The 22,227-nt window shown below is 60.7% G+C and carries 16 protein-coding genes; 8 read left to right on the top strand and 8 right to left on the bottom strand.

The features are described 5' to 3' along the window. The first annotated feature begins 383 nt into the window (after positions 1–383). Together ACP7CZ_RS12055 and ACP7CZ_RS12050 are read left to right on the top strand one after the other, a co-directional pair. Entirely contained in the window at positions 384–2,195 is a 1,812-nt protein-coding gene (locus ACP7CZ_RS12055) for a monovalent cation:proton antiporter-2 (CPA2) family protein (protein ID WP_034127310.1), read from the top strand. A 72-nt stretch (positions 2,196–2,267) separates the two neighbouring features. Further along, positions 2,268–2,822 carry a hypothetical protein gene (locus ACP7CZ_RS12050; protein ID WP_054897036.1) on the top strand — a complete coding sequence of 185 codons (555 nt, stop codon included), beginning with the start codon at positions 2,268–2,270 and terminating at the stop codon, positions 2,820–2,822. Positions 2,823–3,469: 647 nt separating this feature from the next. Here the strand turns inward: ACP7CZ_RS12050 and ACP7CZ_RS12045 are convergent. From ACP7CZ_RS12045 to ACP7CZ_RS12035, 3 genes are read right to left on the bottom strand one after another with little or no spacing between them, the layout of a single operon-like run. Further along, positions 3,470–4,186 carry an alpha/beta hydrolase gene (locus tag ACP7CZ_RS12045; protein WP_294170585.1) on the bottom strand — a complete coding sequence of 239 codons (717 nt, stop codon included), beginning with the start codon at positions 4,184–4,186 and terminating at the stop codon, positions 3,470–3,472. Positions 4,187–4,196: 10 nt separating this feature from the next. Then, positions 4,197–4,952 carry a precorrin-6A synthase (deacetylating) gene (gene cobF, locus ACP7CZ_RS12040; RefSeq protein ID WP_054898541.1) on the bottom strand — a complete coding sequence of 252 codons (756 nt, stop codon included), beginning with the start codon at positions 4,950–4,952 and terminating at the stop codon, positions 4,197–4,199. Positions 4,953–4,997: 45 nt separating this feature from the next. Beyond that, complete coding sequence (locus ACP7CZ_RS12035) at positions 4,998–5,552, bottom strand: histidine phosphatase family protein (RefSeq protein WP_197901136.1); 555 nt, start codon at positions 5,550–5,552, stop codon at positions 4,998–5,000. A gap of 216 nt (positions 5,553–5,768) precedes the next feature. Between ACP7CZ_RS12035 and ACP7CZ_RS12030 the strand changes: the two genes are divergently transcribed. Then, entirely contained in the window at positions 5,769–10,325 is a 4,557-nt protein-coding gene (locus tag ACP7CZ_RS12030) for a DUF6543 domain-containing protein (protein WP_294170591.1), read from the top strand. Positions 10,326–10,387: 62 nt separating this feature from the next. On the opposite strand, the gene ACP7CZ_RS12025 is transcribed toward ACP7CZ_RS12030, so the two are convergent. From ACP7CZ_RS12025 to ACP7CZ_RS12015, 3 genes are read right to left on the bottom strand one after another with little or no spacing between them, the layout of a single operon-like run. Then, positions 10,388–11,734 (bottom strand): MFS transporter, encoded by a 1,347-nt coding sequence (locus ACP7CZ_RS12025; RefSeq protein WP_426174391.1) that lies wholly within the window; start codon positions 11,732–11,734, stop codon positions 10,388–10,390. 5 nt (positions 11,735–11,739) lie between these two features. Continuing rightward, positions 11,740–13,269 (bottom strand): class I adenylate-forming enzyme family protein, encoded by a 1,530-nt coding sequence (locus tag ACP7CZ_RS12020; RefSeq protein WP_294170594.1) that lies wholly within the window; start codon positions 13,267–13,269, stop codon positions 11,740–11,742. Positions 13,270–13,272: 3 nt separating this feature from the next. Beyond that, on the bottom strand, positions 13,273–14,451 hold the full coding sequence (locus tag ACP7CZ_RS12015; protein WP_054898545.1) for an acetyl-CoA acetyltransferase: 1,179 nt from the start codon (positions 14,449–14,451) through the stop codon (positions 13,273–13,275). Positions 14,452–14,581: 130 nt separating this feature from the next. Here ACP7CZ_RS12015 and ACP7CZ_RS12010 point away from each other — a divergent pair, with 130 nt between their 5' ends. From ACP7CZ_RS12010 to ACP7CZ_RS11995, 4 genes are all read left to right on the top strand, one after another. Then, on the top strand, positions 14,582–15,154 hold the full coding sequence (locus ACP7CZ_RS12010; protein WP_294170596.1) for a LuxR C-terminal-related transcriptional regulator: 573 nt from the start codon (positions 14,582–14,584) through the stop codon (positions 15,152–15,154). Positions 15,155–15,964: 810 nt separating this feature from the next. Next, complete coding sequence (locus ACP7CZ_RS12005; protein WP_054918704.1) at positions 15,965–16,861, top strand: VOC family protein; 897 nt, start codon at positions 15,965–15,967, stop codon at positions 16,859–16,861. Further along, a complete protein-coding gene (locus ACP7CZ_RS12000; RefSeq protein ID WP_294164634.1) occupies positions 16,858–18,249 on the top strand; it encodes an alginate export family protein in 1,392 nt (463 codons plus the stop codon). The genes ACP7CZ_RS12005 and ACP7CZ_RS12000 overlap by 4 nt, the downstream gene beginning before the upstream one ends. A 93-nt stretch (positions 18,250–18,342) precedes the next feature. Next, positions 18,343–19,161, top strand: coding sequence for an alpha/beta fold hydrolase (locus tag ACP7CZ_RS11995; RefSeq protein WP_060765224.1), 819 nt, complete (start codon positions 18,343–18,345; stop codon positions 19,159–19,161). A gap of 150 nt (positions 19,162–19,311) precedes the next feature. On the opposite strand, the gene ACP7CZ_RS11990 is transcribed toward ACP7CZ_RS11995, so the two are convergent. Next, on the bottom strand, positions 19,312–19,698 hold the full coding sequence (locus tag ACP7CZ_RS11990; RefSeq protein ID WP_034127298.1) for a DoxX family protein: 387 nt from the start codon (positions 19,696–19,698) through the stop codon (positions 19,312–19,314). A gap of 183 nt (positions 19,699–19,881) precedes the next feature. Here ACP7CZ_RS11990 and ACP7CZ_RS11985 point away from each other — a divergent pair, with 183 nt between their 5' ends. Beyond that, complete coding sequence (locus ACP7CZ_RS11985) at positions 19,882–20,880, top strand: NAD(P)H-quinone oxidoreductase (RefSeq protein ID WP_294164638.1); 999 nt, start codon at positions 19,882–19,884, stop codon at positions 20,878–20,880. A gap of 185 nt (positions 20,881–21,065) precedes the next feature. Here the strand turns inward: ACP7CZ_RS11985 and ACP7CZ_RS11980 are convergent, their stop codons facing one another. Next, the gene (locus tag ACP7CZ_RS11980; RefSeq protein ID WP_181124192.1) at positions 21,066–22,196 is read right to left on the bottom strand and encodes an alkene reductase; all 1,131 of its coding nucleotides are present in this window, start codon (positions 22,194–22,196) and stop codon (positions 21,066–21,068) included. Positions 22,197–22,227: the final 31 nt, after the last annotated feature.

The following is a 22,227-nucleotide window of genomic DNA, read 5'->3' as shown; positions in this document are numbered from 1 at the left end:
CGCCTTGTTTCAACGATCCACACGCATCGAATTCGAAACACCTGACCGTGGTGACTACTGATCCAGTTTTTCGAAACGTTAGTAGACCTGCGCGAAAGCCATTGAATTAAATGGTATTAATACTTTCGTAAAACCGGCGTAAGAATGGGATGAGAGCCAACATCCATTGACTGTCGCGACAAAAATACAAGTTTCAAAATGTGAAAAAGCGCTCTAATAGCGCTCTATTTCCCCTGCTGTGGAATATTTTTGTGGCCAGAGATTGCTCCCGCTCGGGTGCGCAGCGCCCGCAGTTTTTTGGGGCCGCTTCGCAGCCCAGCGGGAGCAAGCTCCCTCGCCACAATGGCCCCCCGAGTTGATCTACGTAAACGATGGAGTTCGTGATGCCCCATGAAGGCAACCTGTTACAAGCAGCCGTGGTGTTCCTGTTCGCCGCCGTGCTGGCCGTGCCCCTGGCCAAGCGCCTGCAATTGGGCGCGGTGCTGGGCTATCTGTTTGCCGGTGTGATCATCGGCCCGTCGGTTCTCGGCCTGATCGGCAACCCGCAAAGCGTGGCGCAGTTCTCTGAACTGGGCGTGGTGCTGTTACTGTTCATCATCGGCCTGGAGCTGTCGCCCAAACGCTTGTGGGTGATGCGCAAGGCGGTGTTCGGCGTCGGTCTGGCCCAGGTCCTGCTCACCGGTGTGGTGATGGGCGCGGTCGCGCTATGGCTGTTTGGCCAGTCGTGGAACAGCGCCATCGTGCTGGGCCTGGGCCTGGCGCTGTCGTCTACGGCGTTTGGCCTGCAAAGCCTGGCCGAACGCAAGGAGCTCAACCAACCCCACGGGCGTCTGGCCTTTGCCATCCTGTTGTTCCAGGACATCGCCGCCATCCCGCTGATCGCCATGGTGCCGTTGCTGGCCGGCAGCGATCATCCGACCACCGAAGCCCAGGGCCTGCAACATGTGTTGCAGATCCTCGGCAGCATCGCAGTGGTGATCATCGGCGGGCGCTACCTGTTGCGCCCGGTGTTTCGCATTGTGGCCAAGACCGGCCTGCGCGAAGTGTCCACCGCCACCGCGCTGCTGGTGGTGATCGGCACCGCCTGGCTGATGGAGTTGGTGGGCGTGTCCATGGCCCTGGGGGCCTTCCTCGCCGGCCTGCTGCTGGCGGATTCGGAATACCGCCACGAACTGGAATCCCAGATCGAGCCGTTCAAGGGCCTGCTGCTGGGGCTGTTTTTCATTAGCGTGGGCATGGGCGCCAACCTCAGTTTGCTGCTCAGCACGCCGCTGGTGGTGATCGGCCTGACCCTGCTGCTGATCGGCTTGAAACTGCCGCTGTTGTACGCCGTCGGGCGGATGGTGGGCGACCTCAATCGCGAAAGTGCCCTGCGCCTGGGCGTGGTGCTGGCGGCGGGGGGTGAGTTCGCCTTTGTGGTGTTCAAAATCGGCCGCGACCAGGGCCTGTTCGAACCGCAGCTGTACGACGTGCTGGTGCTCACCATCACCCTGTCCATGGCCGTGACTCCGCTGCTGTTGCTGGTGTGCCCGAAGCTGTTCAAACCCAAGGCCAAGCCGGTGGAAGTGCCCGAGGAATACCGCGCCATCGAAAGCGATGCGCCTCGCGTGGTCATCGCCGGCATGGGCCGGATGGGCCAGATCGTGGCGCGAATCCTGCGCGCGCAGAACATCTCGTTCATCGCCCTCGACACCTCGGTGGAAACCATCGAGCTGACCCGCAGTTTCGGCGGCATGCCGGTGTTCTACGGCGACCCCCAACGCCCGGAAATCCTCCACGCCGCCAAAGTCGATCAAGCGGAATTCTTCGTGATCGCCATGGACGACCCGGAGATCAACATCAAGACCGCCGAGCTGGTGCGCAACCTCTACCCGCACATGAAGATCATCGCCCGCGCGCGTAACCGCCAGCACGTACACCGCCTGGTGGACCTGGACGCTTCACCGGTGCGCGAAACCTTCTACTCCAGCCTGGAAATGAGCCGCCGTACCCTGGTCGGCCTCGGTTTGAGCCAGGCCCAGGCCGATGCGCGCATCAACCGCTTCAAGACCCACGACCAGCAGGTACTTGCCGCCCAACACGCGGTATACGACGACGCGGCCAAGGTCATGCAAACTGCCCAGGAAGCCCGTGCGGAACTGGCGCGCTTGTTTGAAATGGACAGGCTTGACGAGGAATCCTCCGACAAGCTGTGATGGGCTGGATGAACGAAATTGCGAATTTTCTGACAGAATACGCCGCAATTTCGTTCAACCCCGGAGTGCTTCATGGCCACGTTCACCAAAACCGCAATGCTGCTCGCCCTAGCGCTTACCGCCGGCAGCGTGTTCGCTGCCACCAAGCCCGCCACACAGACAATCTCCACCTTGGGTGGCAAGTTCACCTTCAAACTGCCCAAAGCCTACAGCGCCGACACCCTGCCCTCCGGCACGGCGCAAGACGGCACCGCTGACACCCAAGGCACCCTGTACGCTAACTCAACGACGAAAAGTGTGGTGATCGTCGCCGAAACCGTGCGCAACGATGGAGCAACTATCCAGGATAACGACCCGAAGTTCCTCGACGGCGCCGTGGCTGATTTCGTCAAAGACCAGAGCGCCGCCATGCCCGACTTCAAGAAACTGGGGGAGAAGAAACTCACCTACAAGGGCCTGGGCCTGCGCCAGGTGGACAGCAGCGCTACCCAAGGCGGTGGCAAGACCCTGAACTCCACGTTCCTGGGTGGTTCGGGCAACCATTTGCTGGTGATCCAGGCGATTTCCCGGGCGGATGATGTGAAGGGGCATGCGGCGTTGGTGAAGCAGATTACGGGCGGCAAGTAGCCCCCTCTTCCAGCCAACACAAAACCCATGTGGGAGCGGGCTTGCCTACGATGGCGGTGTGTCAGTCACTGAATCTTTTACTGAGCCACCGCTATCGCAGCATAGGCATCTACATAACTCTGTAAGCTCAACGGTAACCACGATGCGAAGCGAGCCGCTCTTGATCTGCTCTTGATCTCAGGCGCCCCGTTAAACCACGCTGGCCGGAATTCGACAGGGATTTGGGGGGTAAACCGGCAGGGATGCCGGTTTAGCCGCCCCGCGCCATGGATGGCGCGTGGCGGCGGCCCCCCAAATCACTGGCGGATTACGGGCACACCGAGCCTAGGCGAGGTGCCGAGTGGTGGGGCAAGAGCGTTTTGCTTACTTTGCCGCTTTTGCAAAGTGAGCCGCCGTAAGGGCGGAACCCTAAGTGGCCGTTACCGCAGGAATGGATATGTACACGGTCCAACTGTGTTGACTGCCAGGCCGTCTTCGCAGGCAAGCCAGCTCCCACATTGGATCGCGGGGCATCAGTTATATCTGTGTCGGCTGCCAGGCCGTCACGGGAGCAAGCTCCCTCGCCACAGATTTAGCGTCGTGCCGAAGTTGTGTAGATACCTATGGCTATCGCAGGCAAGCCAGGTCCCACATTTTTAACCGCATTTTCACTTCAGGCTTTTCTCAAGCCAGGCTTTTAAGTCCTGGATTTCCGCTTCGCTGATGGTGTGATTCATTCCCGGGTACTCATGAAACTCCGGCTTGAGCCCCAACCCCGTCAGCACCTTGTTCGCCTGCGTGGCCGAGCTAAAGGGCAGCGCCTGGTCCAAGGTGCCATGGCCGATAAAGATCGCCAGCTTGCCCATGGACGCATCCGGTTTCAGCGCAGACCTGAGCACCGGTAGCACGCTGCCACTGAGCGCAGCGATACCGCGTACCAACTCGGGTTCACGCAAGGCCACCTCGTAAGACATGATCGCGCCCTGGCTGAACCCCACCAGGAACACCCGATCACTTTGGGTGTGGTACTTGGCGGTAGCCTTGAGCACAAAGTCCTTGATCAGCCGGGCGCTGCTGAACAGTTCATCAGTCTCGCCGTTGTACTCAGGCTCATCGGTCTTGGTGAACCAACGATAACCTTGCGGCTCCACCGGCAGCGGCGCGCGCACCGACAGGTAGGTCCAGGTGGACGGCAACGCGTCCTTGATACCAAACAGATCTTCCTCGTTGCTGCCAAACCCATGCAGGAAGATCACAAGCGGCTGGTTGCGCGCATCACCCTGGGTCTGTTCCAGGTAGGACAAAGGCAAGTCGGCGTGCAAGCCGGAGTCGGCATGAGCGGCGCCGGCCACCAGGGCCAAGGCGAGGGCAAGTTGTTTGAGCATCGGGTTTACCTCAGGGTTTGCGCAACAAATAGGTGTCCATGATCCAGCCGTTTTCCAGGCGCGCCGCCTTGCGTACCCGTTCGATCTCTTCTGCCACATGCGCCACTTTACCGCTGATCAGGATCTCGTCCGGGGTGCCCAGGTAGGCGCCCCAGTAAATATCCAGGTCCTGATCCGCCACACTGCGGTAGGAATCTTCGGCGTCGAGCATGACCACCAGGGTATCGGCATCACTCGCCTGCCCCGCCGCCAACCGGCGCCCAGTGGTGATTTCGATGGACTTGCCAATACGGTTGAGCGCCACCTTGTGCTGCGCCGCCAGGGCTTGCACGCTGGTGATGCCGGGGATCACTTCAAACTCGAAGACACAGCGACCACTGGCAAGAATCGCCTGCAAGATGCGGATGGTGCTGTCGTACAGCGCCGGGTCGCCCCAGGCCAGGAACGCACCCACCTCACCGTCAGCCATTTCTTCGTTGATCATGCGTTCGAAGGTCTGCTGCTTATCCCGGTTGAGGTCCTGCACAGCGGTGGTGTAATCGATTTCACCGCGCACACGCTCCGGGCAGTCGGCCTCGACAAAACGGTAGCCGGGCTCGGTGATGTAGGTGTCGCAGATTTCCCGGCGCAGGTCGATCAGCTTGTCCTTGCTCTGGCCCTTGTCCATCAGGAAGAACACGTCGGTACGGTTCAGCGCCTTCACGGCCTGCATCGTGATGTAGTCGGGGTTGCCGGCGCCAATGCCGATGATCAGGATGCGTTTCATGGGTTGCTCTCAGTGCGGGGCGTGGATTTTGCCATGATCAACGCATCAGGCGTGAGTTTCCAGGCGCAGGCGCCAGACCGCGTTGAAACGCAGCTCGGTGTGCGACAGCGGTTCGACATCGATCAGGTAGAACATCGATACTGGAAATTGCATGACGTACAGCATTGCAGCGCGGATGACTAAGGGATGTGTAACGGCCACCACATGGCCGGGTTGGCACTCCAGTGACCTCATCCATTCGCCCACGCGCGCGCAAATGTGGTCCACCGACTCGCCGCCATGGGGGGCGCTGGCGCTGTCGGTGAGCCAAGTCATCAATTCATCGCGATCAAGCTGGGCAGTGTCCTGCCCCTTCCAATGGCCAAAATCGCCATCGCGTAACGCGGGCTCAACCACGGCGTGGTCACCGAACAGCGTTGCCGTCTGGCGAGTCCGCGCTTCGGGCCCGCATATCAGGCGCACACTTTTGCGGAACCGATCCGTCAGTGACAGCCGCGCATTCTGCCAATCCATCAGTAACGACTCGTCATCGGGAAACCGCCCCTGCTTTTGCATGGGGGTCACGGCATGACATACGAGAGTCAATCGGGTTGCTTGCATAGGCACCTCACTCTGCTCAGGGACGCGGCGGGGAGAAAACGGCGGCGTATTTCAACCTGTCACAACGAACAGGCAAAGGACTGTGACACATGACGGCTCCCCGCATCAGCGGCTGTAACCCTTCATATTAAGTGGATACGGAACACCTTCGTACAGAAAAGCCACGAAAATTCGCCACAGAAGGCGCGCTTTTCATAACGATAGACGGAGACTTCCATGACGATCCCGGCAGCCACGAACCATGTTCCACCCTCATCTTCGCAACAAACGCCAACAGGCACCTTTGCGTGGCCGGTCAACCCGGATGAAAGGCTGAAGTATGACATCGCTCAGCAGCCGGAAAATCCTGGTCGATCCGAGCCCGTTTCAAGACGCGCACCAAGTTCGCCTCAATTTCTGCTCACTCAAGGACACGTCAGCACGTTGGTGGAAAAGAGTGATGCCGAGCTGGCACAGCAGCTCAGCGCGGCATTGATGGGCCTGGTCGCTGAGGAGCTCACAACCAACAGACAGTCACTCACCGCCCCGACCCTCACCCAGGTTCCGCCTTTTTCCAGCTTCGGCCAAGCGTGGGCACGTTTTAACCAGGCGCTCAGGGCAGAGCCGTTTGCAACCTTTGCCAAAGCCCATCACATCGACCTGTCCAATTTCAGCTGGAACCCTCAAGAGGGAACCATGACGTGCATGATCAATGGCTCCCCCAACAGCTTCACGGAGTTCACCCCTGGCTGGTCACAGGCATCGGCGGACGTCGCCGCAGCGGCCAGAGAGCTGGGCGCCCCGTCGACGACCTGGTTCCGCTACACCGGCGAACACACGCCTCCCAGTTACCTGGTCGGAGACTTCTACGCTATCGCTAGAACCGAGCTTACGCGCAATCCGCGGGCCGTGATCGCGGCACTCCAGCAAGCCGATACATTCCCCTCTCTGGTCATCCCCAACGGCCCCCTGCCATTGGACATCTCGCAACAGACCTTGCGTGCCAGGCAAGCACAACGCAGCGTGAAGGAGACGATCACCCAAGCCACCTTTGAACGCAGCGGCACACTTGCCGACTCCAGTCGCACACCGACGCCCGCCGAACGCGTCGAGACGGCTGATCGGGAAGTGGCACGGGAGTGTGCCAGAATCCTCACGAGGATCGGCTATCAAAGGCGCATCGATGATCAGTCGCTAACCTTTCTCCCCTTCTTGAATGTGCCTGACGACTCAACCTACGCACACACACGCGAGGCGTTCGGCAAATGCTTCTCCAGCCCCGCTTTCCTGGCGTTTGCGAAAGAACATAATCTCGAGGTGTCATCCTTGTTTATCCACTTGCCGACAGGCCAGTTGGAAGGCTACGTACGAAACCCTGACGGCAGCCGTAAATCGATTGTTTTGCGCACGTCGACTTGCCCCCAATGGGCGGCCCTCGAACCCGACATTTCAAGCGCGGCCCGCAAATATGGGAGAAGCGGCTCGGTCTACGAGGGGCCCGTTCGTACCCAGCAAGCGCTGGATCTCTCTATGATGCTGGACTTTTACGGCGTGACTCGGGAAACCGGCTCAGAGCAGAAGTGGCTCGAACAAGTCGCAGGGCTCATCCGCGATGGCTTCCCCTCCTTGAAAAAAAACAACCCTTCTGCTGACACCTCGCGTGGGATTCGCGAACTGCAGCAGGCAGCCCTACAAACACTTGCAGGCATCACAACCCCTCCAACACCTACTGTCGTTCAAGCGCCTGCGCCGGTAACCACCGCCAAGCCGCCCGTCGCCAGCCCCGTGAGCGACATCGCCCACCGTCTGTTTAACGCAGAGCCCGGGTTGCAATCGGTCGTATCGGGATTACTCAAGGACGCCATCGATGCGTCATTGAACCTCGACGTGGAGCAGTTGGCGTTCGCCGTTCCCGATCCGGACAATCCAGGTGAGCACATTGAAACACCGCTGATGGAAATGATCATCAGCCATGTCGCTGGAGGCGCCGCGCCGGTTTTCGACAGCGCTGGCAAATTCGTCGATACGCGCGAGGACGTGATCGCCCGTACCGGCAAACCTGCGGGTACTGCACTTCCTATCGATAGGTCAGCGCTACAGAAGGCTATGAGCGAGTTGCCCGGCAAGCTGAACGAAACGCTTCGAGCGGCAAAGATCACGTATTGGAATGAGCCGCCGTTCAATGAGCCGGCCCCTGGGCTGAGTGCCGACACAGCGCTCAGTGTCACCCCGATTTACGCGGGTAGTCGGCGGTCAATGCTCGGCCAACTGCTGCACAGCAACCTGCGCCTGGCCAGTTTAAAATCTCCAGGTCTCAATGACATACAGCGCGAAACACTGGATACGGTAGCAAGGTTTCCCCACGGGTACCTCAACCCCACAGACAACTCCAAGACAACCATTCACTTCATGGTCCGCACTGACCCGGCCAACCCAGACAGCCCGAACGTTCAAACCCCTAACCTGTTCATCGAACGCAAGGCTGGGGATCGCACCCTCGCAGTGCTGATGTGCGAACCCAGCGGAAAGGTTACCCCTTATGCTTCCCTGGATGCTGCCCAGCAGGCCTGGGAACAGCAAAACCCCGAGGCGCAACCACCGACCCGCACCAACAAGCCCAGCCTGAAAGCCTTCGACGCTGATGCGTTCTACCTGCAAGCGAACGTCATGATTAACAACGGGGACGCCAACGCCGACACTGATCCCGCGCTGATCGTGGCGCGACCATCCCAAGAGTCCGGGCTCAAGCGTCCCGAATGGTCGAAAACCGCCTCGGATGCCAATCGCTTTATTTACCATGACCTGCTTCTGGAGATGGCGGGCTTCGAGCGCCGGCACAAGGGCAAGAGCTTTGGCAGTGATATTCCGGACATTAGCACTTATATCCAGGAACAGATCAAAGCCCTCAACCCTCCACCCTTTCACTATGACATCAAGGATCTGGAAGTCATCTTTCACACTCCCTATGGCGCCCCGGCCAGCGGATTCGGATCAACCCAAACCACCACCCTGCCCTTCACCGAAACCTTTGTACGCAACCTTTCAGGATTACCAAAAGGTCGGGTGGAGGTGCGTCACAAACCGACGGGCATTCATCTAGCCAAGCTCGGAAAAGAGGGCGAACTGGGTAAGCTGATTCAGCAAATCGATGCCGGCAAGAACTACCCCGAATTAGTCAGGCGCGAGCTGCTCGACGATCCTGAAAAAAAAACCAGCCGCCAAGCGCTGTTCGCCGAGCAAGTCCCGATTGAACTGAAAATGAGGGCCCTGGAACTGACGGCCAAAGGCGAGGCTGGCTTCGATAACGCCATGGGTTTTCGTTACCTCCAGGCAATACTGGATCCAACGCCAGGGAAGAAGTTCGTCAATGGCAACGAAATCACCGTGCGCCCGTTGGCGCTCATGCGCCTGCCCGGCGCGGTGCCCGATGTGGTCGAAAACATGTTCCTGATCGAACCCAAAGACACCACAGTCGGCCCGCACATTCTTTATCGCCCGTTGAATTCCAGCGCACCCCTGCTGCAGTTTCCTTCGCGCCAGGCGCTAATGGAGTCTGTCCAGACACAGAAGGAGCTACAAAAAGACATTCTTGCCTGGCTGCCTGATGAGACAACCCGCGCCGTCTACAGGCACGATGGCTTTCGCGAACCGCATATGCCGACATATACGCCCGTGTTCACGCCTGCGCCGCCCACACTGGCGACTCACGACCTGTCGTCCGAGCTGCAAACCGGGCAACTGATGAACTACTTGTATGAAGCAAATTCAAGGGCGCTGACATCGCTGGCCGAACACCAAGCCGTATCCAACGGGGAAAGTCGCTGGGAAGGGATTAAAGAAGGGGCAGGCCTATTACTCAATACGGCATTTCTGTTCATGCCAGAGAGTGCCTTTTTAATCGGTATGCCGTTTCAGGCAGACAGCATCATAAGTGATATCAAGACGCTTGCCGGGAGCAGGGAAGGAAACAAAGAAGCAGCCGCAACAGATTTATTTATCAACATAGCGATGTTAATGCTTCACCTCGCAAGAGCACACCCCACTCAAACCTCCTCACGTACTGGAGTCGCGGCCATTCATACGGTACCGCAGGAAACACGCGTAGGTGATTTACCGGCGGCGCCTTCGCCTGAGTCAGCATTACGTGAAGTGATTCGGTTGGGCGGTCCATGGAGGGGTTTCAAGGCCATCGATGGCGACATACAAACCTTCGAGGATATTTACAAAGGCGCCCCACGACTCAATATATTCGGACATGGGACTGAACCGGCCACCGGAGAGCCCGCGAAAGTCGTAGGCGCAAACGGCAAGTTCTATTCGGCGCAAGACATCGTCAATAAACTTCGTGCGGAAAAAATTGACTTCAGCAAATATAAAAACATTGTGCTTCGCGTCTGCTATTCCGGCGCAAACGGCCCGAACTCGCTGGGTGATGAAATCTCCAACCTGACCAACATACCCACCAAGTCATTCGCAGGTCCTGTGCACATGGATTATTTTTTGGGCAAAGACCCAATAGGCCTGTTCAAAACGTACTATCGGGAATTCAAAGCGAAATACCCCACGCTTTCTCCACGCGACATAAAGTTGCTCGCTGATTCGAAAGTGAGGTTGGATTTTGCCAAGAACAACCACCTTAATACGGTGGAAAAGACATCAGGAACGCTGCTGCGATTCAATATTGGCACCCAGAAAGAGCCTGAGATGGTTCAAGAACTTGTCGATTACCGGCCACATTACTCCTACCCTGCCCTGCACGCGGCCCACGTGTTGCCAGCCAATTCAACCCGGTAGCCTGTTGCGGCAGGTTTGCCAACACAACCCTGCCGTTTGATTACCAAGATGCAAACACGGCGTCAGGCCAGCGCCGTTTTCGCAGACGCCACCCTAGGCGTGGCACCGACCACGAAGTCCTCCTTGCGCAACAGCACCAGCGCTACCAACGACACCACCCCGGTCGCTACATAGAAATACCACGGCGAAGTAATGTCGCCTGTCACCTTGATCAACCAAGTGGAAATCAACGGCGCACTGCCGCCAAACACCGCGACGGGCACGTTATACGCCACGGCAATCCCAGTGGAGCGAATCCGCGTCGGCAACAGCTCACTCATCAACGCATAGGTTGACGACGCGTACAGCCCGAACAGAATCGCCACCGCCATCAACGGCGCGAAGAAGGTCGCCGGGGTGGCGGTCGGGGCGGATTTGAACAGCCAGAACATCGCCAGGGTCGCCAGCGTGCCGATCACCATCAGGAACGGCTTGCGCCCGTATTTATCGGTAAAGGCCCCGCCAAACGGCATCACGAAAGCCGCCGAGAAGCTGGCGACGAACACATAGAGCAAGGTGGTGCCGCTGTCGAACTTGAGGATCTTGGCCATGTAGGTCGAGGCGAAGGTCAGCACCAGGTAAAAGATCGAGCTGTGCAAGGTGATGATAAAGAACACCAGGGCAATCGCCCGCTTCCACTGCCAGACCTCACGCAGCGGCGCCCGCGAAGTTTGCCCGGCGCGTTGCAGGGCGAGGAACTCGGGGCTGTCTTCGAGCTTGAGGCGAATGTACATGGAAATAAAGCCCAGGGGCGCGGCGATCAGGAACGGTACGCGCCAGGCCCATTCCTGCATGACCTCGGCGCCCAGCACCCAGGTCATGCCGTTGGCCACGGCGCCACCGAGCAGCAGGCCGAGCACGGCGGTAACCATCAGCCAGCAGGTGGCAAAGCCACGGCGACCGGGGCCGGCGTATTCAGAGATGAAGCTGGTGACGGTACCGATTTCGCCGCCCGCCGAGAAGCCCTGCACGCAGCGCACCAGAATCAACAGGATCGGTGCGGCGATGCCCAGGCTGGCGTAGGTCGGCAACAGGCCCAGCATCACCGTGGAGCCGGTCATCATCACCAGCGCCATGATCAGGGTTTTGCGCCGGCCGATCTTGTCTGCCAGCGGGCCGAAGAACAGCCCACCCAGAGGGCGGATAAAAAAGCTCAGCGCAAACGCGGCAAAGCTGGCCAACAGGCTGGTGGTGGGGTCATCGGAGACGAAGAACGCCTGGCCGATATAGACCGCGAGAAAGCCATAGACGCCGTAGTCGTACCACTCGATCAAGTGGCCGGAGGTGGCGCCCAGAAACGCACGGCGGCGCTTGCGGACGGTGTCTTGTGCGGATTGCCCATCGTGGGGACTCCTTGTCTGATTATCGATCCATGTTAAAGCGCGGCGATACTCGCGGTTTGCAGCCAATGCCGCAAGTCGGTCTTGAGAATCTTGCCGTAGCTGTTCTTCGGCAAATCGCTGCGCCACACATATTTTTTCGGCTTTTTGAACGAGGCCATGCGCGCCAGGAACCACGCCGTCAGCTCGCCTTCGTCCAGCGGCTGGCCGCTGCGGGTCACCACGAAGGCCACCACCGACTCCCCCCATTGCGCGTCGGGCTCGCCCACCACGCACACTTCGAACACCTCGGGATGCTGGGCCAGCACTTCCTCGACTTCACGGGGGTACACGTTGCTGCCGCCACTGATGATCACGTCCTTGGAGCGATCCGTCAGGGTCAGGTAGCCGGCCGGGTCGAGGTAGCCGATGTCGCCGGTCAGCAGCCAACCGTCCACCAGCGTCTGGCGCGTGGCCTGCGGGTTGCGCCAGTAGCCCTGCATCACCGTGGCGCCACGCACCGCGATTTCACCGCGCTCGCCGGTGGGCAGTGGCTGGTGCTCGGCATCGAGAATGCGGATCTCGACACAGGCTTGCGCGTGGCCCACCGAGGCGGCCAGGGTGGCCCAGTCGGGGCGCTGGCGCTCGGCGATCAAGGCGCGGGGCAAGACGCTGATGGTCATCGGGCTCTCGCCCTGGCCGTAGATCTGCACCAGGCGCGGGCCGAAGGTGTCGACTGCTTCGCGCAGGTCGGCGAGGTACATGGGGCCGCCGCCGTAGACGATGGTCTTGATGCCGGCGCCGTGATAATCCTGGCGCCGGGCCTGTTCGACCATGCGCTTGACCATGGTCGGCGCAGCAAACAGCGACACCTGGCCCATGTGCTCGGCCAGCCCGAACAGCTCGGCGGCATCGAAGCCATGGGAGGCCGGCACCATATGGCGGGCGCCGCAGCGCACATGGATGAAGTTGTACAGGCCGGCGCCGTGGGACATGGGCGCGGCATACAGCGCCGCATCGTCGGCGCTCACTTGATCGACATCCGTGGCGTAGCACAGCGACATGGCGATCAGGTTGCCGTGCGACAGCATCACGCCCTTGGAGCGCCCGGTGGTGCCAGAGGTATAGAACAGCCAGGCGAGGTCGTGATCCTGGCGGGGCACCGGCTGTTCCAGGCTGGGCCAACCATGGCTGGGCGGCAGCGGGTGGCCGTCCAATTCCGTGCAATGCGCGGGCAAATCCCGCGATGAAAACACCTGGCCGCCGTCGGTAAAGATCAACCGCGCCTCGGCATTATCGGCAATCCACGCCGCTTCGCTGGGGTGCAGCTTGGCGTTGATCGGCACCGCCACCCCGCCCATCCACCAGATGGCGTAGAGCAGTTCCAGGTAGTCGCAGCTGTTTTTCATCAGCAGCGCCACCGCGTCTCCCGGCACCAGGCCATGCTGCTCCACCAGGTGCGCGGCGCGTTGGCGCACGTGGGCGGCGAAGGTGGCGTAGTCGGCCACTTGCACGCTGCCGTCGAACAATGCCGGGCGTTGCGGGGCCCGACGCTGGGTGTCGTGCAGCCAGTTGGCAATGTTCATGACTCAGCTCCGGCGTGCCTGCAGGACCGAGGCGTAGTTGGCCACCGCCATGCCGCCCATGTTGAACACCAGGCCGAACTCCGGGTTGGGCACCGCCAGGCCAATCGGCTCGCCGGTCAATTGCCGGAACGCCAAGGCATGCATGGACACCCCCGTGGCGCCGACGGGGTGCCCCTTGGCCTTGAGCCCGCCGGAAAGGTTCACCGGCAAGCGCCCGCCGGCGCGCACCACCCCGCTGTCGAGCACGCGATGGCCTTCGCCCTTGGGCGCCAGGCCCATGGCTTCATAGATCAGCAACTCGGCAATGGTGAAGCAGTCGTGCACTTCGGCGAAGCTCAGGTCAGCCAGGGTCACATTCGCCCCGCGCAGCGCTGCATGGATCGCGCGTTGCGGGCCCTCAAAGGCCAGAATGTCGCGCTGGGCGATGGGCAAGGTGTCGTTGACCTGGGTCATCGCCCGGATTTGCACCTCGCGACGGAACGCCCGCGCACGTTTGGGCGAGGCGAGGATGATCGCGGCTGCGCCATCGCTGATCAGTGAGCAATCGGTCAGGCGCAGGGAGTCAGCCACGAACGGGTTGCTTTGGGACACGTTGTTGCAGTGTTCGAAATTCATCTCCCGATGCATCTGCGCCAGCGGGTTGGCCATGGCATTGGAGTGGTTTTTGGTAGCGATGGCCGCCATCGAGCCCAGCGGGCAGTGGTAACGCTCGGCGTATTGGCGGGCGGCGCGGCCGAACAACTGGGGGAAACTCAGGCCGGCTTCGGCCGGGTCGTTCTGGTAGCCGGCCCCGGCCAAGGCTTGGGTGACCGCGGCAGTGCTGGTGTGGGTCATCTTCTCGGCGCCCACCACCAGCACCAGCTCAGCGCTGCCGGAGAGGATCGCATTGACCCCCGCCTGGATCGCTGCCGAGCCGGACGCACAGGCGTTTTCACAGCGAGTAGCCGGTTTGAAGCGCAGCCCGGGGTCGGCTTGCAATAGCAATGAAGCGGCAAACCCGTCGGGCACCAGCCCCGAGTTGAAATGGCCGAGGAACAACGCATCGATTTGCGACGCATCAATCTCGGCGTCGCTCAGGGCTTCTCGGGTAACCTGGACGATCAGGTCTTCCAGCGTCGTGCCTTCCAGGCGACCAAAGCGGGAGTGACCAGCGGCAACAATGGAGACGCAATCAGCAGGCATAATCAATTTCTTCTGTTCTTGATTCGGACTTTACTTACAATGACCCACCCCTGATCGTGCGCCAATTCGTGTAACTACTTACACGGGTAAGTAGCGCCCCAGGGCATTGAACAACGAGGCAGGATGCCCCATGACCGCGCTAGCCCAGCAATTTCCCGACCTCGAACGCCTGGCGTTCAAGCTGTCCCCTGCCCCGCAGATCGTCACCAGCGACCGCGTGATACTGGACTGCAACGACGCTTTCCTGAAGCTGTTCGGCTATACGCGCGACGCACTGGTCAACCAGCTGACTCTGCTGATCTACCCGTCCCAGGCCGACTACCACGCCATCGGCAAGCGCAGCCATGACTGGCTGCTCGACAGCGACAACGGCTTTTATTCCGATGAACGCTTCATGCAGCACCACAACGGCGAAGTATTCTGGGCCAAGTCCCACGGCTACACCCTCACCCCCAAAGACCCGTTCAAGCTGATGATCTGGCACTTCGAACGCCTGGACCGCATGCACCAGGGCACCGGCGACCTCACGCCCCGGGAGCGGGAAATCGCCATGCACATCGTCAACGGGTTCAAATCCAAAGAAATTGCCCTGTGCCTGGCGATCTCCCACCGCACCGTTGAGGTGCACCGGGCGCGGTTGATGAAGAAACTGCAGGCCAAGACGGTGGTGGAGTTGGTGTCGAAGATCATTATGGTGGCCTGACAGATAAAGGCTGTTTAACCGATGCCCCGCCATCCAAATGTGTGGGCAGCTCCAATGCCGAACAGTCAAGCGAACGCAATGCCCAACGCAACGAAGATCAAATGTGGGAGCTGGCTTGCCTGCGAAAGCGGTCGTGCAGTGATAGATGCAGTGACTGAAACGTCGTCATCGCAGCATAGGTATCTACACAACTGTGCAGTTCGCCGCAGCCACCGGTAACTACGATGCGAAGCGAGCCGCTCTTGATCTGCTTTTGATCTTGATCTCAGGCGCCCCGTTAAACCACGCTGGCCGAACGCAGGCTTGAATTCGTGGGTAACCCGGCAGGACGCCGGGTTAGCCGTCCTGGGCCAAGGATGGCCCATGACGGCGGCCCACGGATTCAAGCCGGAGTGAGGGCACACCGAGCCTAAGCGAGGTGCCGAGTGGTGGGGCAAGAGCGTTTTGCTTACTTTTGCGCTTTTCAAAAGTGAGCCGCTGTAAAAGCGGAACCATAAGCAGCCATGACCTAAATAATGGATATGTACACGGTCTGATCCAAGATTATGGTCGGCTCTCAGGCCGCCTTCGCAGGCAAGCCAGCTCCCACAGTTTGATCGTGGGGTATCAGCTAGAGAAGCGTCGGCTGGCAGGCCGTCATCTCAGGCAAGCCAGCTTCCATATTTGGATTGAGGGGCGTCAGGTAGACAGGCGTCGGCTTTCTGGGCCGCTTAGCTGAAACGTTCAACCGAGCACGTCCATACAATTCCCCACCGCCCTGCCCCCCTAACCTCACGGCTTTCGAACCCTCAGAAGCGCTGGAGAACGGGCATGGGTAACACAGCAACCAAGGTATCGCTGGCATTGACGCTGCTGGCAAGTGCGATGATGAGCAACGCGTTTGCCGCCACCCCGAACGTGGCCGTGGCGCCGCAGTACGACACCAGCCATGTGTATGTGGCACCGGCCGATGTGGACCGTTTTGCCCAGAGTTTCCTCGCCACCTTCGGCGGCAAAAGCACGCCCCAGGTCGTGGTCAACGTGCTGCCGGTGCCGAGCAGCACCACCTCGCAATTGCTCCAGACCCCGGCGGGCACCGTGTCGTTGTTCGGCTTTACCACCCCCGTGCCTCACCCGTTCGGCCAGGAACGCAACGGCTATCTGGTCAAGGACATGGACGTGGCCCTCAAGGCCGCGCGTGAAAATGGCGCCGACGTAATCGTCAGCGATTTCCCCGACCCCATCGGCCGTGATGCCGTGGTGCAATGGCCGGGCGGTGTGAACATGCAGCTCTACTGGCACACCAAGACCCCGGATTACGCCGCCTTCGACACCGTGCCGGAAAACCGTGTGTATGTGTCCAACGACAGCGCCGAGCGGTTTATCAAGGCATTCCTGGGTTTCTCCCACGGCAAGGTAGTGAGCGACGACAAGCACGCCCCTGGGGTTGATGTCGGCCAGGCCGGCGGCCACTACCGCCGCGTCGAGATCGAATCGCCGTTCGGGCGCATGGCGGTGCTGGTCACCAACGGCCAACTGCCCTACCCGTTCGGCCACGACACCACCGGTTACCAGGTCAACGACCTCGCCGCCACCCTGGGCAAGGCCACTGGCTCTGGCGCCACAGTGCTGGTGCCGGCGTTCGACAGCAAAGGTCGGCGCAGTGCGTTGGTGGAGTTCCCGGGCGGTTATGTCGCAGAAATCCACCAACTCAGCGCGGCAAAATGATTCGTCACGCAGGCTGGAGCCTGGCTGTGCTGTGGCCGTTGCTTGCTGGCAGCGTGCAGGCCGACGACCAGCTGGTACGCCCGGCGATCAAGGCCAACCGCTGGCAGGAAGACTGGTCTGTGCTCAAGGACCCGGCATTGCGCACGCAACCGCTGGACAACCTCAAGTACATCCCACTGTCCGCCGCCAACCCGTTCACCTACTTGTCGTTGGGCGCAACCTTGCGTGAACGTTTCGAGATGAACGACGCCAGCGGGTTCGGCGTGCGGGATGTACCGCGTGACCGCTACCTGATCCAGCGCTTTCAGGTGCACGCCGACTTGCACCTGAACGAACACTGGCGGCTGTTCACCCAGTTGGAAGATGTGCGGGCCTATGACAAGACCACCATTGGCGGTGCCGACCAGAACCGCGTCGACCTGCGCCTGGCCTTTGCCGAATACGTGAAGACCTTCAGCGCTGGCACCTTCAAGGCACGGGCTGGCCGCCAGGATTTCGCCTTCGACTTGCAGCGTTTCATCTCGTCACGGGACGGCCCGAATGTGCGGCAGTCCTTCGATGCGTTGTGGGCGGACTGGGAAACGCCGCAATGGCGCTTCATCGGGATCGCCAGCCAACCGGTGCAGTACCAGGATGGCCGGCATTTCGACGATAAGTCCAACAGCGACGCGCGCTTCCACATGCTACGGGTCGAGCGACTGGTGGGCGGCACCAATGAGCTGTCGGCCTATTACGGCGTGTACGAGCGCAGTGCCGCCCATTACCTGGACGCCGATGGCGAAGAGACGCGCCAGTTGCTGGACGCCCGCCTCGGTGGCGCAGCCCAGGGTTTCGACTGGGACGTCGAAGCCATGCTGCAACGCGGCTCGGTGGGCAGCAAGACGATTCGCGCCTGGGCCGGTGGCAGCCGCACCGGCTACACCTTTGACACGCTGGCCTGGAAGCCGCGTATCGGCCTGCAACTGGATATCGCTTCCGGTGACTGCCAGGCCGGTGACGGCCGGGTCGGCACCTTCAACCCGCTGTTCCCCAATGGCTATTACTTTTCCCTGGCGGGCTATACCGGCTACAGCAACCTGATCCACGTCAAGCCGTCGATTACCGTCAAGCCCCTCGCCAAGCTCAGCGTGCAAACCGCTGTCGGCCTGCTGTGGCGGCAGACCACCGCAGACGCCGTCTACACCCAGCCCAACCTGCCCGTGGCTGGCACGGCGGGCCAAGGTGAGCGCTGGACCGGCGCCTACGGCCAACTGCGCACCGACTACGCCTTTACGCCCAACCTCAGCGGTGCGGTCGAGGCCGTGCACTACGCGATCGGCCAGACCCTGCGCGATGCCGGTGGGCACGACAGCAATTACCTGGACATGGAGCTCAAGTTCAGTTGGTGAGACAAGCACACCCATACAAGCCTGGGCTCAGGTTTACGGCAATAGTGATGCGGTTTTTTCACCGCCCTTTTTCAGCCCTGCAAGGAGTTTCAGATGAGCACATTCGTTGCCAAAGACGGTACCCAGATCTACTTCAAGGACTGGGGCAGCGGTAAGCCCGTGCTGTTCAGCCACGGCTGGCCGCTGGATGCGGACATGTGGGAATACCAGATGGAATACCTGAGCAGCCGCGGCTTTCGCACCATTGCCTTTGACCGTCGTGGTTTTGGCCGCTCGGACCAGCCATGGACCGGTAACGACTACGACACCTTCGCTGACGATATCGCCCAGTTGATCGAACACCTTGACCTACAGGACGTGACCCTGGTGGGCTTCTCCATGGGTGGCGGTGACGTGGCGCGCTACATCGCCCGCCACGGCAGTGCCCGTGTCGCCGGCCTGGTGTTGTTGGGCGCGGTCACGCCGATCTTCGGCCAGCAAGCCGACTACCCCCAAGGCGTGCCAGGCGAGGTGTTCGATGGCATCAAGGCCGGCCTGTTGAAGGATCGTGCGCAGTTCATCAGCGACTTCAACACGCCGTTCTTCGGTCTCAATAAAGGCCAGCACGTTTCGGAGGGTGTGCTCAGCCAAACCCTGCAGATCGCCATGCTCGCGTCGCTCAAATCCACCGTGGATTGCGTCACCGCGTTTTCGCAAACCGACTTCCGCGCGGACATGGCCAAAATCGACGTGCCGACCCTGGTGATCCATGGCGACGGCGACCAGATCGTGCCGTTCGAAACCACCGGCAAGGTGGCTGCTGAAATGATCAAGGGCGCGCAACTGAAGGTGTACAAGGATGCACCTCACGGGTTTGCCGTGACCCACGCTCAACAGCTCAATGAAGACCTGTTGGGATTCCTGAACCGTTGACATCTTGATGCCCCTGTAGGAGCGAGCTTGCTCGCGAAGAACGTCAACGATAACGCGTGCTTGCTGAATGAACGCGGCGCCTATGCGTTTTTCGCGAGCAAGCTCGCTCCTACAGAAGGCAGAAGGCCGGGCGAGCCCGGCCTTTTTTGTTCAGGCAAAGCGCTGGCTCAGCACCAGCCGCCCCGGCCCTGCGATCAGCACGCTGGTAAAGATGATCAACAGCAGCCAGCCGAACTGCCCTTCGAACAGCGTCCACTCCGGGTGCACCACCAGCAACGCGATGACCAGCACCGCCAGGATCGGCAGGCACGCCAGGCGCACCAGCACGCCCGCGACGATCAGCAGCGGGCACAGCACCTCGGCAAAGATCGCCAGCAGCAACGTGACATGGGCGCCCAAGTGAAACGGGTCCTCGATCAGCTTCAATTGCTCGCTGTAGTGGAGCAACTTGGGCAACCCATGCACCCACAGCAGGAACAACGCCCCGCTGACCCGCAGGAACAACAACCCGATATCCTGATTTCTCGCTTCGTTCATACGCCACCTGTGTCCGTCAAAAATGAGCGGCAGCCAGTGTGTCCGAAGCCACGCCGACGCACTTGCAGGCTTGTGCTGAAAGCCTGCGTTTGCATTGCCCGAAGAACCCGGCATGATCTTGCTGAACTGCCGACCCCGCGCTACGGTCCCAACCCATACGCTCATCGCTACAGGAACTTTTCCATGACGCTTCCACAAGAAATGAACCTGATCGAAATCACCACCCCTGGCGGGCCCGAGGTCTTGCAGCCGCGCAGCGCCGACGTGCCAGTGGCCGGGCCGGGCGAGATTCTGATTCGCGTGCACGCCGCCGGGGTCAACCGCCCAGACGCCTTGCAGCGCGCGGGTAAATACCCGATGAAGCCCGGCATGAGCCCGATTCCGGGGTTGGAAGTGGCCGGTGAAGTGGTGGCGCTGGGCACTGGCGTGAACGAATACAGCCTGGGCGACAAGGTTTGCGCCCTGACCAATGGCGGCGGCTATGCGCAGTATTGCGCGGTGCCGGCCAGCCAGGCGCTGCCGATCCCCGCAGGCATGGACTGGATTCAGGCCGCTGCCGTGCCGGAAACGTTCTTTACGGTCTGGGCCAACCTGTTCGGTCTCGGCGGTGCCCGCAAAGGCCAGCGCGCCTTGATCCACGGCGGCACCAGCGGCATCGGCACCACCGCGTTGATGCTTTGCCAGGAGTTCGGCATCCAGGCATTCGCCACGGCGGGCAGCGCCGACAAATGCGCGGCGATTGCCAAGCTCGGTGCCGAGCCGATCAACTACCGCGAACAGGCATTTGCCGAGGTCATCGCCAAACAGACCGATGGCAAAGGCGTCAACGTGATCCTCGACATCATGGGCGCCTCGTACCTGAACAATAACCTCAAGGCCCTGGGCATGGACGGCCACCTGGTGATCCTCGGTTTCCTCGGTGGCGCCAAGGCCAACGACGTTGACCTGCTGACCATCCTCGGCAAACGCGCGGTGATCACCGGCTCGCTGCTGCGGGCCCGCACGCGGGAAGAAAAGGCCGAGATTGCCCAGCAACTGCGCGAACACGTGTGGCCGGTACTCAGTGCCGGGCGCTGCCTGCCGATTATCGACCAGGTCTACGCCTACACCGACGCCGCCCAGGCCCATGCGCGGATGGAAGGTGGGGATCATATCGGCAAGATTGTGTTGCGGGTGGAGTGAGGCGATTCGACTTGCCCGCGAAGGTGGTGTGTCAGTCACTGTATCTGTTACTGCACGACCGCTTTCGCAGGCAAGCCAGCTCCCACATTTGATCTTCATTACTTCGAGCATAGCGTTCGTTTAACTGACCGGCGTTAGGGCAAGCCTCCTCCCACCCTGGATAAAACACAGGCCATCATGGGCTATCACGGCTGTTGGGCATACACCGGATAATCCACATACCCCGCCTGTGTCCCGCCATACAAGCCTTCGGCCTTCAACGCATTCAACGGCCAGCCATTGAACAGCCGCTGGGGCAAGTCCGGGTTGGCAATGAAGGGCCGTCCAAAGGCGATCAAGTCCGCCAACCCGGCCTCTACCAGCCGTGTGCCGCGCTCGGCGGTGTAGCGCCCGGCGTAGATGATCCTGCCGCTGAAGGTGGCGCGCACGGCCTGGCGAAATGTGTCGGGCAGGTCGGGGGCGTTGTCCCAGTCGGCCTCGGCAATGGACACATAGGCGAGGCCCGACGCTTCCAGCACTTTGATCGCTTCGATATAGGTAAGGTGCGGGTCTTCTTCCACCAGGCCGATGTAGACCCGGTCCTGATCGGTGCCACTGAACAGCGGCGAAAAGCGCACGCCCAGGCGTTCCGGCCCCACCACTTTGCACACCGCTTCGACAATCTCGCGCAGCAAGCGCAGGCGATTGTCCAGCGAGCCGCCGTACTCATCCTCACGGAGGTTGGAATGGGCCGAGATGAACTGGTTAACGAGGTAGCCGTTGGCCGCGTGAATTTCCACGCCGTCGAACCCGGCGTCCAGGGCATTGCGCGCAGCCTGGGCGTAGTGCCCGACCAGCTCTTCGATTTCCAGCGTGGTCAAGGCACGCGGGACGGGTGGCTGCACCAGTTCCCCCCTACCCGGCCCGGTTTCAATGAAGGCTTTGGCTTGCAACGCCGGCAGCGCAGACGGGCCCACCGGGGCTCCACCGTCAGGTTGCAGCGCGTTATGGGACACCCGCCCCACGTGCCATAGCTGGGCGAAGATTACACCACCCTCGGCATGCACCGCTGCAGTGACTTTGCGCCAACCCTCGATTTGCGCCGGTGTATGAATGCCGGGCGTCCAGGCGTAGCCCTGGCCCCGAGGTTCGATCTGCGTACCCTCGCTGACCATGAACCCGGCACTGGCCCGCTGACGGTAATACTCGGCCATCAGGCCGGTGGCGATATTACCCGGCTGGGCGCTGCGCTGGCGGGTCAGCGGTGGCAGTACCACACGGTTGTTCAAGCGGTGATGCCCCAGCTTGATCGGGGTGTTCAAGATGCAGTCAGGCACGGCGATATTCCAAATTCAGGACGAACGAAAA

Origin of the sequence: Pseudomonas sp. DWP2-2, assembly GCF_049897065.1 — a bacterium.
GTDB classification, from domain to species: Bacteria; Pseudomonadota; Gammaproteobacteria; order Pseudomonadales; family Pseudomonadaceae; genus Aquipseudomonas; species Aquipseudomonas paracarnis.
Note: the sequence above shows the minus strand (reverse complement) of the source record. Positions and strands in the feature narration are given on the sequence as shown.